11 protein-coding genes are annotated in these 13546 nt (G+C 75.3%); 7 read left to right on the top strand and 4 right to left on the bottom strand.

The window, feature by feature from the left end:
• Positions 1 to 48: 48 nt before the first annotated feature.
• Positions 49 to 1797 (bottom strand): glycosyl hydrolase family 28-related protein, encoded by a 1749-nt coding sequence (locus ACI8AA_RS00260; RefSeq protein ID WP_457042518.1) that lies wholly within the window; start codon positions 1795 to 1797, stop codon positions 49 to 51.
• A 74-nt stretch (positions 1798 to 1871) separates the two neighbouring features.
• Here ACI8AA_RS00260 and ACI8AA_RS00255 point away from each other — a divergent pair, with 74 nt between their 5' ends.
• From ACI8AA_RS00255 to ACI8AA_RS00235, 5 genes are all read left to right on the top strand, one after another.
• Positions 1872 to 4094 carry a putative bifunctional diguanylate cyclase/phosphodiesterase gene (locus ACI8AA_RS00255; RefSeq protein ID WP_457042517.1) on the top strand — a complete coding sequence of 741 codons (2223 nt, stop codon included), beginning with the start codon at positions 1872 to 1874 and terminating at the stop codon, positions 4092 to 4094.
• A 4-nt stretch (positions 4095 to 4098) separates the two neighbouring features.
• Complete coding sequence (locus tag ACI8AA_RS00250) at positions 4099 to 6237, top strand: diguanylate cyclase domain-containing protein (protein ID WP_457042516.1); 2139 nt, start codon at positions 4099 to 4101, stop codon at positions 6235 to 6237.
• Between the two features lie 88 nt (positions 6238 to 6325).
• Positions 6326 to 7483 (top strand): hypothetical protein, encoded by a 1158-nt coding sequence (locus ACI8AA_RS00245; RefSeq protein ID WP_457042515.1) that lies wholly within the window; start codon positions 6326 to 6328, stop codon positions 7481 to 7483.
• A gap of 82 nt (positions 7484 to 7565) precedes the next feature.
• Positions 7566 to 8540: a lipoyl synthase gene (lipA, locus tag ACI8AA_RS00240; protein ID WP_456936545.1), complete on the top strand. Its 975-nt coding sequence runs from the start codon at positions 7566 to 7568 to the stop codon at positions 8538 to 8540.
• A gap of 51 nt (positions 8541 to 8591) precedes the next feature.
• Positions 8592 to 9428 carry a DUF4191 domain-containing protein gene (locus tag ACI8AA_RS00235; protein ID WP_457042514.1) on the top strand — a complete coding sequence of 279 codons (837 nt, stop codon included), beginning with the start codon at positions 8592 to 8594 and terminating at the stop codon, positions 9426 to 9428.
• A gap of 48 nt (positions 9429 to 9476) precedes the next feature.
• On the opposite strand, the gene ACI8AA_RS00230 is transcribed toward ACI8AA_RS00235, so the two are convergent.
• Positions 9477 to 9974: a GNAT family N-acetyltransferase gene (locus ACI8AA_RS00230; RefSeq protein ID WP_457042513.1), complete on the bottom strand. Its 498-nt coding sequence runs from the start codon at positions 9972 to 9974 to the stop codon at positions 9477 to 9479.
• Positions 9971 to 10393 carry an RDD family protein gene (locus ACI8AA_RS00225; RefSeq protein ID WP_457042512.1) on the bottom strand — a complete coding sequence of 141 codons (423 nt, stop codon included), beginning with the start codon at positions 10391 to 10393 and terminating at the stop codon, positions 9971 to 9973. Before ACI8AA_RS00225 ends, ACI8AA_RS00230 begins: the two co-directional genes overlap by 4 nt.
• Positions 10394 to 10561: 168 nt before the next feature.
• Between ACI8AA_RS00225 and glnA the strand changes: the two genes are divergently transcribed.
• Positions 10562 to 11998, top strand: coding sequence for a type I glutamate--ammonia ligase (gene glnA, locus ACI8AA_RS00220; RefSeq protein WP_457042511.1), 1437 nt, complete (start codon positions 10562 to 10564; stop codon positions 11996 to 11998).
• Positions 11999 to 12132: 134 nt separating this feature from the next.
• Here the strand turns inward: glnA and ACI8AA_RS00215 are convergent, their stop codons facing one another.
• Positions 12133 to 12579 (bottom strand): hypothetical protein, encoded by a 447-nt coding sequence (locus ACI8AA_RS00215; protein WP_457042510.1) that lies wholly within the window; start codon positions 12577 to 12579, stop codon positions 12133 to 12135.
• 271 nt (positions 12580 to 12850) lie between these two features.
• Between ACI8AA_RS00215 and ACI8AA_RS00210 the strand changes: the two genes are divergently transcribed.
• The gene (locus tag ACI8AA_RS00210; RefSeq protein WP_457042509.1) at positions 12851 to 13546 is read left to right on the top strand and encodes a hemerythrin domain-containing protein; all 696 of its coding nucleotides are present in this window, start codon (positions 12851 to 12853) and stop codon (positions 13544 to 13546) included.

Raw genomic sequence — 13546 nt, 5'->3', positions numbered from 1 at the left:
CCGGTGGGCCGCCGCGGGAGTCCGCGACGGCCCACCGGTCCTCCTGCGTCAGGCTGCCGGGTAGTCGACGAGGTACCGCGGGCTGCCCTGGTTGCTGCCGTCGGCCTGGGCGCCGACGTCGTTCACCACGTGCCGGATGATCCCGAGGCCGTCGAGGTGGACGGTCATCACGTGGTGCAACCGGACGCCCGGCGTCGTCGGCACCTCGAAGCCGCTCTCGGTGGTGATCCCCGGACCGGCGTTGCGCTGGTAGCCGTACACCCCGCCGCCGTAGAGGCGGTGCTGCTGCACGTCGTCGGCCACCTTGTAGCCGGCCCAGCCGAGCGTGCCGTCGGGCTGCTGCCAGTCGGCCTGCGACGGCGGGTCGTAGGGCAGCTCGTTCTGGTAGAGCACCGTCGTCCCCTGCTCGCCGTTCCAGATCGTGTTGTAGGTCTGGAAGTGCTCGACGAACAGCCCGGTCGCGGTCACCCGGTCGCCGTTGATCTCGGCGCCCACGCGACCGGTGTTGGTCCGCCAGCGGTCGGTGTCGCCGTTGACGCCCTGGGTGAAGGGCTCGACGCCGTGGTCGGCGCGCCACACCCAGGTGTGGTCGACGAGCACGTCGTCGCTGTTGACCTCGAGCGCGGTGTCGACCTTGCCGACGTGCGGGCCGCCGACGCGGAAGTAGACGTCCGACAGCGTCGTCGGGTCCGCCGCGCTGGAGGTCCCGCCGTCGCCGTTGGGCTTGCCGACCTGCAGCAGCGCCGGCGACTCGACGGTGCCGGCATCGATGGTCACGCCGGCCACGACGACGCCGGGGACGTCGGCGACGGTCAGCGGGACCGCCCCGCCGACCGCGGTCAGGGTCGCGTGCCCGATGCCGAGCACCACGGTGCCCGGCCGCTTGACGTCGATGCTGCGCGCGACGTCGTAGACCCCCGGCGTGAGCAGCAGGTGGCCGCCGCGGGCGAGGTGGTTGTTGATCTGCTGCACCGGCGTCGACGGCGTCGCCACGAGGAAGTCGGTGAGCGACAGCGTGCGGCCAGGGGTCAGGCCCTGGTCCCAGCTGACGCCGCGGGTGTCCCGCTCCGCTGCGGGCACCCGCACGTTCCAGCGGCCGGCGTCGTCGAGGAAGAGGAACGGCTTCTCCCGGCTGACCGGGGTGGCGTCCAGCGTGGTGTAGGGCGGGTTCGGGAAGCCGGCCTCCGAGGGCGCGCCCTCGACGCCGGAGAAGACCTGGTTCCAGACGCCGTTGGACCAGTTGCCGATCGTGCTGTTGCGGGTCAGCCACTGCTGCTGCGAGCCGTTGACGACCGTGCCCGCCCGCGAGTCGGCGATGAACCCGCCGCTGGCGTACTGCGGTCCGGCGGTGCAGTAGTCCATCAGCGACAGGTTGCCGCCGGTGACGTCCACCCGGCGCAGCGAGACCGCCTGGGACACGGCCCAGAAGTTGGCGCTCTGCCGGCAGCCGTCCTGGCCGGCGGCGTTGACGTCGATCGTCAGGTTCGACACGGTGCGCCAGAAGTTGTTCAGCGCGATGCAGTTGCTGGTGCCGCCGCCCTCGAGGCAGCGGTTGTAGGTCTCGACCTTGCCGTTGATGACCACGTCGGACGGCGAGTCGCCGAGGCCGGTGACCTCGGTGTAGTAGCCGACCTTGATCTGCAGCGGCTGGGCGTCCGTGCCGTAGACGCCGGGCTTGAAGAGGTAGGCGTAGCGCTCGCTGCCCATCTCGTTGTCCCGCTGCTCCTCCCAGGTGGCGTCGAGGGTCGCCTGGATCTGGCTGACGGGCGTGCTGGGGTCGAACACGGTGACGTTCACGCCGAGGGCCGGCGTGGTCGGGCTGGTGGCGGGCGGCGGGGGGGGGGGGGGGGCCCCCCCCCCGCGGCCCCCTCGTGGTGGTCGCGGCGCTCGCCGCTGCCCTCTTCGCCACCGGCGTCGGGCCGCGCCCGCCCGGGCAGGCCTGGGACGTCCTCTACGACGTCGTCCTCTACCACCTGTCCTGGCTGGCGGCCGGCGCCGCCTGCTGGCTGACCGCCCGGCAGGCGCCCCGCGAGGCCGTGGCCTGGCGCGCGCTGGCCACCTCGCTCGTCGTCGGCGCGGCCGGCAACGTCGCGCGCATCCTCGAGACCGGCCAGGCGGGCACCACCCCGGCACCCGTGGCCGACACCTGCGTCACCGTCGCCTACGGCAGCCTCTACGTCGCGCTGTTCGTGCTCATCCGCGCCCGCGTCGCACGGTTCCTGCCCAGCATGTGGCTCGACGGGGTCGTCGCCGCCCTGGGCACCACCGCGGTCGGCACCGGGTTCCTGCTCGGGCCCTACCTCACCGACAGCAGCCACGTCTCGGTCGCCCAGCTCGCCTGGCCCGGCGCCGACGTGCTGCTCCTGTCCCTGCTGGTCGGCGTCAGCGCCATCCTCGGCGTGCATCTGGACCGCACCCTGCTGGCCATCGCCGGGGCCATCGCGCTGTTCTGCGTCGCCGACGCCGCCCTGTTCGTGCTGAGCGCCGAGGGCCGCTACGCCGACGGCGGGCCGCTGGAGCTGGTGTGGCAGGCCGGCGTGCTGCTGGCCGCCGTCGCCGCGTGGCGCACCACCGGCGACCCGCGGCGCGCCGCCGGGCAGGAGGGCGTGCGCATCACCTGGCGGCTGGTCGCGCTGCCGCTGGCCGGCACGCTCGCCGCCCTCGCCGTGCTGGCCGCCGGCTACGGCGACGACCTGCCCGACAGCGCCGGCTGGCTGGCCGTGGGCTGCGTGCTCGCCGCGCTGGCCCGCACCGCGGTGACCTTCCGCGAGGTCCGGACGTTCGCGGTGGTCCGGCAGGAGGCGCGCACCGACGAGCTCACCGGCCTGCCCAACCGGCGCGCCCTGCTCGAGCGCGCCCGCACCGTCGTCGCCGGGGCGACCACCGCCTCCCCCGCCGCGCTGCTGCTGCTGGACCTCGACGGGTTCAAGGAGGTCAACGACAGCCTCGGGCACGGCGCCGGCGACCAGCTGCTGTGCCAGGTCGGCCCGCGGGTGGTCCCCGCGCTGCGGCCCGGCGAGGTGCTCGCCCGGCTCGGCGGCGACGAGTTCGCCGTGCTGCTGCCCGCCGTCGACCTGGACACCGCCGCCGAGCGCGCCGGCGTCGTCCACGACCTGCTGCGCCAGCCGTTCGAGGTCGACGGCATCCGGCTGCACGTCGGCGTGAGCATCGGCGTCTCGACCGCGCCGGTCCCCGCCGACGACGTCCAGGAGCTGCTGCGCTGCGCCGACGTGGCGATGTACGCGGCCAAGACCGAGCGCACCGGCGTGCACGTCTACGTCCCCGACCCGACCAGCGGCTCCGGCGAGCGGCTGCGCACGATGGAGGAGCTGCGCACCGCGCTGGTCGAGGACCAGCTCGACGTCCACCTGCAGCCGCAGGTCGCCATGGACGACGGCCGCGCCGTCGGCGTCGAGGCGCTGCTGCGGTGGCACCACCCCGGACGCGGGCTGCTCGGCCCCGCGCAGGTGCTGCCCGCCGCCGAGCAGGCCGGCCTGCTGCGCCCGCTGACCGACACCGTGCTCGAGCGCTCCCTCGACGCGGTCGCCCGCTGGTGGGACGAGCACCGGGTGCCGGTGTCGGTGAACCTGTCCGCGGCCAACGTCGCCGACCTCGACCTGCCCGGCAAGGTCGCCGCGAAGCTGGCCCGGCGGGGGCTGCCCCCGGCCGCGCTGACCCTGGAGCTGGTCGAGGACACCCTCATGGCCGACCCCGAGCGCGGCCGCAGCGTGCTCGGCGAGCTGCGCCGCCTGGGCGTGCGCACCTCCATCGACGACTACGGCACCGGCTACAGCTCGCTGGCCTACCTGCGCCGGCTGCCCGCCGACGAGCTCAAGCTCGACCGCAGCCTCACCGCCGACGTCGACCGCGACGAGCGGGCCGCCGCGATCGTGCGGCACACCGTCGCGCTCGCCCACGACCTGGGCCTGAGCCTGGTCGCCGAGGGCGTCGAGGACCTCGCCACCGCCACCCGCCTCGCCGCGCTGGGCTGCGACGTCGCCCAGGGCTACGCCGTCGCCCGGCCCATGCCGGTCGCCGACCTGCTGCGCTGGCTGGCCGCCCACCGCGCCGCCGTCGCCCGTGTCCGGAACTGAGACGGTGCCGAGCCGGTTCGCCGCCGGCCGGCTGGCGCCGTGGCAGGGTGGCGCCGTGGTCGCCGCGCGGGGGCAGCGGACCGGGACCCGCCGCCCGGTGGTCTGGCTGACGACGGTCCTCGTCGCCGTCTACCTCACCGGCGTGGACCGGGCCCGCGGCGGCCTGACCGAGACGCTGCTCTACGACGTCGTCCTCTACAACGCCGTCCCGGTGCTGGCCGGCGTCCTCTGCTGGCGCACCGCCGGCCGCTCGCCCGCCGAACGGCGCACCTGGCAGGCGGTGGCCGTCGCGTGGGGCCTCATCGTGGTCGGCAACCTCACCTACGTCCTGGTCGTGGCCCCGCAGGCGCAGCCACCGTTCCCGTCGGTGGCCGACGCGTGGTGGCTGGCCGCCTACCCGCCGCTGTTCGCCGTCCCCCTGTTCCTCGTGCGCAGCCGCGCGCCGCGGGCCTCGGCGGTGAGCTGGCTCGACGGGCTGATCGGCGCGCTCGCGGTCGCCGCGGTCACCGCGACCTGGGTGCTGGCGCCCTCGCTGTCCTCTCCGGCGCACGACCCGCTGGCGGTCGCCGCCAACCTCGCCTACCCGGTGGCCGACCTGCTGCTGCTCGCGCTCGTCGGCGCGGTGTTCGCGATCCTGGGCGCCCGCGTCGACCGGTCCGTCCTCCTGCTCTGCGCCGTCCTGACCGGGAAGCTGGTCGCCGACGTGCTCATCGCCGCCGACCAGGCCGCCGGCACGTACGTCCCCGGCAGCTGGGGCGACCTGGCGTGCGTGCTCAACGCGGCCCTCACGGCGGTCGCGGTCGTGACGGCCCCCCGGGCGGCCGCCCCGGAGCCGGTCGCGGAGGTCCGCACGGGCTGGCGCTGGGTGAGCATCCCGGTCGGCTGCAACGTCGCGGCGCTGCTCGTCCTGAGCGTCGAGTGGAGCCGGCCCGGCGCCGGGCTCGGGGAGCTGTGCGCGCTGGGCTGCCTGGCGGCGTCGCTCGCCCGGACGGCGCTGACGTTGCGGGAACTGCGGGCGCTGACCGAGGTCCGCCGGCAGGCGCACACCGACGAGCTGACCGGCCTGGCCAACCGGCGTGCACTGGTCGAGCGCGCCGCCGCGCACCTGGCGCCCGGCCGGCCCGCCGGCGTGCTGCTGCTCGACCTCGACGGGTTCAAGGCGGTCAACGACGGCCTCGGCCACGCCGCGGGCGACGACCTGCTGCGGACCGTCGGGGCGCGGCTGCGCGGGGCCCTCCGCCCGTCCGACGTGCTGGCCCGGCTCGGCGGGGACGAGTTCGCCGTCCTGCTGCCGGGCGCCGACGCCGTCCTGGCGCGGGAGTGCGCCGCCCGGCTGCACCGCGTCCTCGTCGAGCCGGTCGCGGTCGCCGGCCGCGTCGTCCGGGTCGGCGCCAGCATCGGCCTGGCGACCGCCCCCGACGACGGGCGGACGGTCGAGACCCTGCTCGCGGTCGCCGACGCCGGGATGTACGCCGTCAAGGCCGAGGGCGGCGGGGTCGCCGGCGACCGCACCACCTCCCTGCCCCGGCCGTGGGATCCCGACGGCACGGCCGGGGCCGACGTCGTGCTCGTGCCCCTGGTCGACCCGTCGGGCCGGCCGGCCGCCCGGGAGGCGCGGACGGCGGACGGACGCCCGGCCGACCTGACCGCGTTCACGCGGGCCCTGCCCGTCCTGGGCCTCGCGGACGCCGCTCCCCCGGTCTGGACGACGCTGTCGCCGGCCGACGTCGCGGGCGGGCGGACCGCCGACTCCCTGGCCGCGGCGCTGCTGCGGGCGGGGGTCCCGCCGGAGTCGGTGGTCTGCCTGATGCCGCGGGACCTGCCCGGTCCGGTCCTGCCGGCGGCGGCCGGCCTCCTGGCGGGGCTGCGCGCCCGCGGCGTGGGGACGGCGGTCGACGGCACGGTCCTGCAGGTCCTCGGCCACGCCGGCGACGGCGCGCTGCCCGCCGACGTCGTCCGGCTCGACCTCACCGGCGATGCCGTGCCCGCCGCGGCCGTGGCCCACGCCGTCGCGCTGGTGACCGCGCTCGGTGGCCGCGTCGTCGCCGTGACCGACGACGCCGCCGCCCCCGACGTGCCGGGCTGCACCGTGCTCCGGACTGCCGGCGCGGAGCGTGCCGCCCCGGGACCGCGAGCGTCCTGACCCGGCCCGGCGGCGGGTCGTCCCGGGGTGTGCTGTCCGAGCGGAGCGGGCAGGATGGCCGGAGTCGATCAACCCGGAGGTGCATCCCGTGTCCCGCACACAGTCCCGCGGCCCGGTCACACAGTCCCGCGGCCAGGTCATCGGGGCCGAGTTCCAGGAGGGGCTGAGCCACCTCGGCGCCGCCGTCACGGAGGCCGGCCGGGCCGCCGCGGAGCAACTCGCCCCCCGCGTGGACGCCGCGCGCGAGGCGGCCGCCCCCAGGGTCGCCGCCGCCGTCGCGGTGGCCGCGCCCGCCGTCGCCTCCGCCCGTGAGGCCCTCGCCCCGCGCGTGGACGCCGCCCGCGGCGCCGCGAGCCCGGTCCTCGACGCCGCCCGCGAGCGCGTCGACGCCGCCGTCGTGGCGCTCACCCCGCGCGTCGTGGCCGCCCGCGAGGCCGCCAACCCCGTCCTCGACGCCGCCCGCGAGCGCGTCGACGCCGCCGTCGACGCGCTGACCCCGCGCGTGGTCGCCGCCCGCGAGTCCGCCGGCCCGGCGGTCACCTCGGCGCTCACCGCCGCCGGTGCCGCCGCCGCCAAGGCCGCCGCGGAGCTCGCGCCCCGGGTGGAGGCCGCCTCGGCCGCCACCCGCAAGGCGCTGGCCGCCGAGGTCGCCCCCCGGGTGGCCGCCGCGAAGGACACCGTCGTCCCGGCGCTGGGCAGCGCCCGCGACAGCCTGGTCGCCGGCGTCGGCACCGCCCTCGGCGAGCTCGAGCACCGGCGCGCGGAGCTCGTCGGCGGCGCCGCGAAGACCGGCCGCAAGGCCACCCGCAAGGCCGGGCGGAAGACCGCGAGGAAGGCTGCGCAGGCGAAGCGGAAGGTGGGTACGGAGTCCGGGCCGCGCCGCTGGCCGTGGGTGCTCCTCGCGCTGGCGGTCGGTGCGGCGGCGTTCTCGTTCCTGCGCCGCAAGACCGAGGACCCGTGGACGCCGGCGCCCGCCGGCGACGGGCCCGTGCCCAGCTACCGAGAGGACCCCGTGCCCAGCTCCCCGAGCAACGACGACTCCGGCAAGACCGTCTCCGACGCGATGTTCGTCGCCGGTGACTCGGCGCCGCCCGAGTCCGACATGGGCATCCGCGATGCCCAGAACGTCGCCGGCGACGACGACGCCGGCGCCACCGACCCGACCCAGACCGCGCCCGAGCCGTTCACCAGCGGCGGCGGTGCCGACGAGGGCCCGACCGCCGGGCCCGCCGCCGGCCAGGCCTGACGCTCCGTCCCCCGCGCGCCGATCGCCCCCGCTGCCCTCGAGGCGGCGGGGGCGATCGCCGTCCGGGAGTACGGTGGGGATCATGAGCGAGACGGTGGCGACCAGTACCTCCGAGCCGTCCCGGATCGGCCCCTCGGGCCGCAAGCTGCTGCGCCTGGAGGTGCGCAACAGCCAGGTCCCGATCGAGCGCAAGCCGGAGTGGATCAAGACCCGGCTGAAGACCGGCCCGGAGTACACCGAGCTCAAGTCCCTGGTCCGCCGCGAGGGCCTGCACACCGTCTGCGAAGAGGCCGGCTGCCCCAACATCTACGAGTGCTGGGAGGACCGGGAGGCCACCTTCCTCATCGGTGGCGACCAGTGCACCCGGCGCTGCGACTTCTGCCAGATCGACACCGGCAAGCCCGCCGAGTTCGACGCCGACGAGCCGCGCCGCGTCGCCGAGAGCGTCGCGACGATGCAGCTCCGCTACGCCACCGTCACCGGCGTCGCCCGCGACGACCTGCCCGACGGTGGCGCGTGGCTCTACGCCGAGACAGTCCGCCAGATCCACGCCGCCGTCCCCGGTTGCGGCGTCGAGCTGCTCATCCCCGACTTCAACGCCGACCCCGACCAGCTGGCCGAGGTGTTCTCCTCCCGGCCCGAGGTGCTGGCGCACAACGTCGAGACCGTGCCGCGGATCTTCAAGCGCATCCGCCCCGGCTTCCGCTTCGAGCGGTCGCTCGCGGTGATCACCGCCGCCCGCGAGGCCGGGCTGGTCACCAAGTCCAACCTCATCCTCGGCATGGGCGAGGAGCCCGACGAGGTCGTCGAGACCATGCGCGCGCTGCACGAGGCCGGCTGCGACCTGCTGACGATCACCCAGTACCTGCGGCCCTCGCCGCGGCACCACCCCGTCGTCCGCTGGGTCAAGCCCGACGAGTTCGTCGGCTTCCAGCAGCAGGCGGAGGAGATCGGCTTCCCGGGCGTGCTCGCCGGGCCGCTGGTGCGCAGCTCCTACCGGGCCGGGCGGCTCTACCAGCAGGCCGTCGAGGCCCGCGGTCTCACCACTCGGGGCTGACCGCCCCGCGGGCTACCCGGGACCGCTGCACGACGCCCCTATCCTGGGGACATGGCACGCAGCAAGCCCACAGACTCCCCCGCTCCCGCCGGCAACGCCGGCCGGGGCCCCGCCGCGGGGCGCGGCCGGTCGACGGGCGGTGCCACCGCGGCGGGGAAGGCGGGCAAGCCCGCCAAGACCGGCAAGGACGGCCAGCCGAAGGTCGGCCGGCTGAAGAAGGTCGGCAACCAGGTCCGCATGATCAAGCAGGCCTACTCGCTGACGCGGAAGAACGACCCCAAGCTGCCGTGGTTCATGCTCATCGCCTTCGTGGCGGTGGCCGGGCTCGTCGAGCTGGTGGCCATCCTGTTCGGGGCGCCGTTCCTCTTCCTGCCGATCGCGGTCGTCCTCGGCGTGCTCGCGGCGATGATCGTCTTCGGCCGCCGCGCGCAGGGCTCCGCCTACCGCCAGGTCGAGGGCCAGCCCGGCGCCGCCGCGTGGGTGCTCGAGGGCATGCGCGGTGACTGGCGGGTGTCCGCCGGTGTCGCCGGCACCGCCCAGCTCGACGCGGTGCACCGGGTGCTCGGCCGCCCGGGCGTCATCCTGGTCGGCGAGGGCTCGCCGGTCCGCGTCCGCGGCCTGCTGGCGCAGGAGAAGAAGCGCATCGCCCGCGTCGTCGGCGACACCCCCATCTACGACGTCACCGTCGGCGAGGAGGAGGGGCAGGTCCCCCTCCGCAAGCTCAGCGCCCACGTGATGAAGCTGCCCCGCAACCTGTCCGCCGCTGAGGTCAACACCCTCGGCCGGCGGCTGGCCGCGCTCGGCGGCGCGCGCCCGCCGGTCCCCGGCGGCCCGCTGCCCGGCGGCCGGCAGATGACGGTCAGTCAGCGGCAGGTCCGCCGCCGCTAGCCCACCCCGACGGGAGCCCCGCACCGCACGGTGCGGGGCTCCCGTCGTTCACAGCCGGTCGAAGGGCTCCGCGTAGCGGAAGGTGCCACGCTGCTCCGGGCCGGCCAGTCGGCGGGCCTGGAAGTGCCCGCCCCACGCGGGGTCCGGCGGCTCGACGCCCAGCTCCGACGCGCGCACGAAGCCGGCCCGCGCGTAGAAGGCCGGGTCCCCGAGCAGGGCGACCAGGCGCTCCCCCGCGGCCTCGGCGACGGCGACCAGCGCGTGCACGAGCACCGTCCCGACGCCTCTCCCCTGCCGGTCCGGCCGCACGCCGAGCGGGCCCAGCCCGAGGACCGGGGCGCCCGCGGGGTCGATCCGGCCGCGGGTGGCGATCACGTGCCCGACGACGTCGTCCCCGTCGACGGCGACCAGCGACAGGTGCGGCAGGAAACCCGCGTCCGCGCGCAGCTCCCCCACCAGCCGGGCCTCGACGTCCGTGGGGAACGCCGCCCGGTGCACCGCGTCGACGGCGGCGGCGTCGGCCGGCCGCTCGCGGCGGACGATCAACGGTCGAGGACGACGGCGGTGTCGGTGAGCCGGTCGTGCATCCCGCGGCCGTCGGCGTCGACCACCAGCGCGGGCACCAGCAGCATGAGCAGCCCGGTGCGGACGACGGCGCGCCAGAGCGCCAGCCGCGACGCGGGGCGCGGGTGCGCCAGCCGCAGGCCCAGCAGCCGCATCCCGGGCGTCTGCCCGACCGCCACGAGGAACACGACGTAGACCAGCGCGAACGACAGCAGGCTCCAGTTGCCCGGCAGGTCCGGGGCGGTGAACAGGCCCGCGACGACGGCGGAGAGGAAGGCGTCGACCAGGAACGCCAGCACCCGGGTGCCGAAGGGAGCCAGCGACCCGGGCCCGCTCTCCGGCAGGCCCAGCGACGCACCCCGCCGGCGCTCCTGAGAGGGTGGCTGTGCGTCCCTGACCATGCCCACCAGCGTAGGACCCGCCCGCCGCACGCCCGGCCGCCCGCGCGCGACGGCGTCCGGTGCGACACGCCGGAGCCGTTGTTACCGCCCCGAAACAGACGGGACACCCCGGGGCAACTCCCCGGTCATAGCTTGCGAGTCGGCTGTCCGCCCCATACCGGAGGATCGATGTTCACCAGTCCCGACGAGGTCGCCGCCTACATCCGCGACAACGACGTCGAGTACGTCGACGTGCGCTTCTGCGACCTGCCCGGCGTCATGCAGCACTTCACCATCCCGGCGTCGGCGTTCGGTGAGGACACCTTCTCCGACGGCCTCGGCTTCGACGGGTCGTCGATCCGCGGGTTCCAGGCGATCAACGAGTCGGACATGCTGCTGCTGCCCGACGCCAACAGCGCCTTCCTCGACCCGTTCCGCAAGAGCAAGACGCTGAACGTCAGCTTCTTCATCCACGACCCGATCACGCGCGAGGCCTACAGCCGCGACCCGCGCAACGTGGCGAAGAAGGCCGAGGCGTACCTCGCCAGCAGCGGGATCGCCGACACCGCCTACTTCGGCCCGGAGGCGGAGTTCTACATCTTCGACTCGATCCGCCACAACACGGGGATCAACGAGGGCTACTACCACATCGACTCGGTCGAGGGCGCCTGGAACTCCGGCTCCGCCACCGGCGAGAACGGCGTCGGCCCGAACCTGGGCTACAAGACCCGCGCCAAGGGCGGCTACTTCCCGGTCGAGCCCTACGACCACTACAGCGACCTGCGCGCCGACATGATGACCAACCTGACCAACGTCGGACTGGAACTCGAGCGCGGCCACCACGAGGTCGGCACCGCGGGCCAGGCGGAGATCAACTACAAGTTCGACACCCTGCTGCGCGCCGCCGACAGCCTCATGCTGTTCAAGTACGTCATCAAGAACACGGCCTGGCAGGCGGGCAAGACCGTCACCTTCATGCCCAAGCCGCTGTTCGGTGACAACGGCTCGGGCATGCACTGCCACCAGAGCCTCTGGAAGGACGGCGAGCCGCTCTTCCACGCCGAGACCGGATACGCGGGCCTGTCCGACACCGCCCGCCACTACATCGGCGGCCTGCTGGCCCACGCGCCGTCGCTGCTGGCCTTCACCAACCCGACGGTCAACAGCTACCACCGCCTGGTGCCCGGCTACGAGGCGCCGATCAACCTCGTCTACTCGGCCCGCAACCGCTCGGCCTGCTGCCGCATCCCGATCTCCGGCGACAACCCGAAGGCCAAGCGCATCGAGTTCCGCGTGCCCGACCCGTCGGCCAACCCCTACCTCGCCTTCTCGGCGATGCTCATGGCCGGCCTCGACGGCATCAAGAACAAGATCGAGCCGCCGGCGCCGGTGGACAAGGACCTCTACGAGCTGCCGCCCGAGGAGGCCCTGGGCATCGAGAAGGTCCCGGCGTCGCTGGACGCCGTCCTCGACCGGCTCGAGGTCGACCACGAGTACCTGATCGACGGCGGCGTCTTCACGCCCGACCTGATCGAGACGTGGATCGAGTACAAGCGGGAGAACGAGATCGACCCGATCCGCCTCCGCCCGCACCCGCACGAGTTCGCGATGTACTACGACATCTGATCCACGCGGCGCACGACAGGGGCCGGTGCCCCGCGCGCGGGTCACCGGCCCCTGTCGTGTCCTCGCGCTGCGCTCGGAGCGGACGACCACCCGATCGCGGTGGGAGCCGCGGCACCGCCCCGACGACGGCCGGGTCACTCCCCGCTGCGGAGCAGACGCCGAGCCCGTACCGCCGCGAGCGCACCGACGCCCGAGGTGACCCCGACCAGCAGGAGCTGCACCCCGAGGAGGTGGCGGGGCAACCCCGGTCTCCCGAGCTGCCCGTCGAAGAAGCCGGAGAGGCTGCTGAGCAGGCACACGGCGGCGAGCAGGCCGGCCGCCGCACCCCCGCGCCGGCCGGTCCAGCGGACCGCTGCCGCAGCGAGAGCGGCCTGCGCGGTCATCACCGGAGCGGGCGCGGCGGCGACGGCCCGACCGCTCCAGGCCTCGGCCGGGGTGTTCCAGCCGGACGCCACGGCGAGGCCGCCGCCGACGCCGTCGAGCAGCAGCAGGCCGGCGGTGGCCAGCCCGAGCGTCCGCCCGCTCCTGTCGGTGGACCCCGGCGACCGGACGACCCACCGGCCGGTGGTGAGGGCGACCATCGGCGGGACCTCCTGCTCGGCCGATCGACGACCGCAGGTTAGGCGCGGCCTCGCACGGTGGGTACCGGTGTGATCGCCGCACCCGACGCTGAGCGGTCACCCGGCACGCGACCGCTCGACACGCCCTGTGAACGCCCCACCGCCGCACCCGCGCAGGGGGCGTCGATGAGGCCCAAAGGCGGTTCCCCGCGCCACGCACCGCTGCCACGGTGGGGGCGCGGCAGTCCCCAACGTGCAGCACGTCGTCCACGGGGGAGAGACGGGGCCTCTCATGACCGCCGACACCCGGCCGGACCTCCGCCCCAGCTACCTGGAGCACCGTGCGATGCGCACGGACGCGGAGCGGCTGCGAACGCTCGTCGCCTCGGCCCGCCCGGCCGACGCGGACCGGTTGTCCGCGCTGGCCTCGTGGTATGCGAGGTACGAGGGCGCCATCCACGACCACCACACCGCCGAGGAGGCGGTCGTCTACCCCGCCCTGCTGGAGCGGGACCCGACCTTCGCCGATGCGGACGGCGAACTCGAGGGAGAACACCGGGTACTGGCCGATCGCCTGGCGGTCATGGGCCAGAGCCTCCGGGAACTGCCCGGCGCGGCCGGAGGCGGTAGCTGGGAACGGGACCTGGAAGAGGCGGTCCGCGCCGCGGAGGCGCTGCAGGAGATCCTCGGTGTCCACCTCCCCCACGAGGAGGACGTCGCCTTCTCCAGGTACCAGCGGGAGTTCACGGCCGAGGAGTTCACGGCCCTGGGCAAGGCCGCGTGGAAGGTCGTCGGCGCGCGCTCCGTCGTGTTCGCCGGGCCGTGGGTGCTCGACCATGCGACCCCGACCCAGCGCGCGGAGCTGCTGGCCGCTCAACCGCTGCTGCTCCGGGTCCTGTACCGGCTCGCGCTCCGCCCGCGCTACGAGCGCCTGGCCCGCCCGGTGCGCACCCCTGCTCCCCCGGCGTCTGCACACCCGGAGGCGTGA

It is taken from the genome of Geodermatophilus sp. SYSU D01180 (assembly GCF_054050415.1).
The sequence above is the reverse complement of the archived record's forward strand: the minus strand, read 5'-3'. Positions and strand labels throughout refer to the sequence as shown.

Coding starts and splice junctions, on each gene's coding strand:
- lipA (WP_456936545.1), top strand. CDS start 7,566: ATGAGCGAGACGGTGGCGACCAGTACCTCCGAGCCGTCCCGGATCGGC.
- glnA (WP_457042511.1), top strand. CDS start 10,562: ATGTTCACCAGTCCCGACGAGGTCGCCGCCTACATCCGCGACAACGAC.
- ACI8AA_RS00210 (WP_457042509.1), top strand. CDS start 12,851: ATGACCGCCGACACCCGGCCGGACCTCCGCCCCAGCTACCTGGAGCAC.
- ACI8AA_RS00215 (WP_457042510.1), bottom strand. CDS start 12,579: ATGGTCGCCCTCACCACCGGCCGGTGGGTCGTCCGGTCGCCGGGGTCC.
- ACI8AA_RS00225 (WP_457042512.1), bottom strand. CDS start 10,393: ATGGTCAGGGACGCACAGCCACCCTCTCAGGAGCGCCGGCGGGGTGCG.
- ACI8AA_RS00235 (WP_457042514.1), top strand. CDS start 8,592: ATGGCACGCAGCAAGCCCACAGACTCCCCCGCTCCCGCCGGCAACGCC.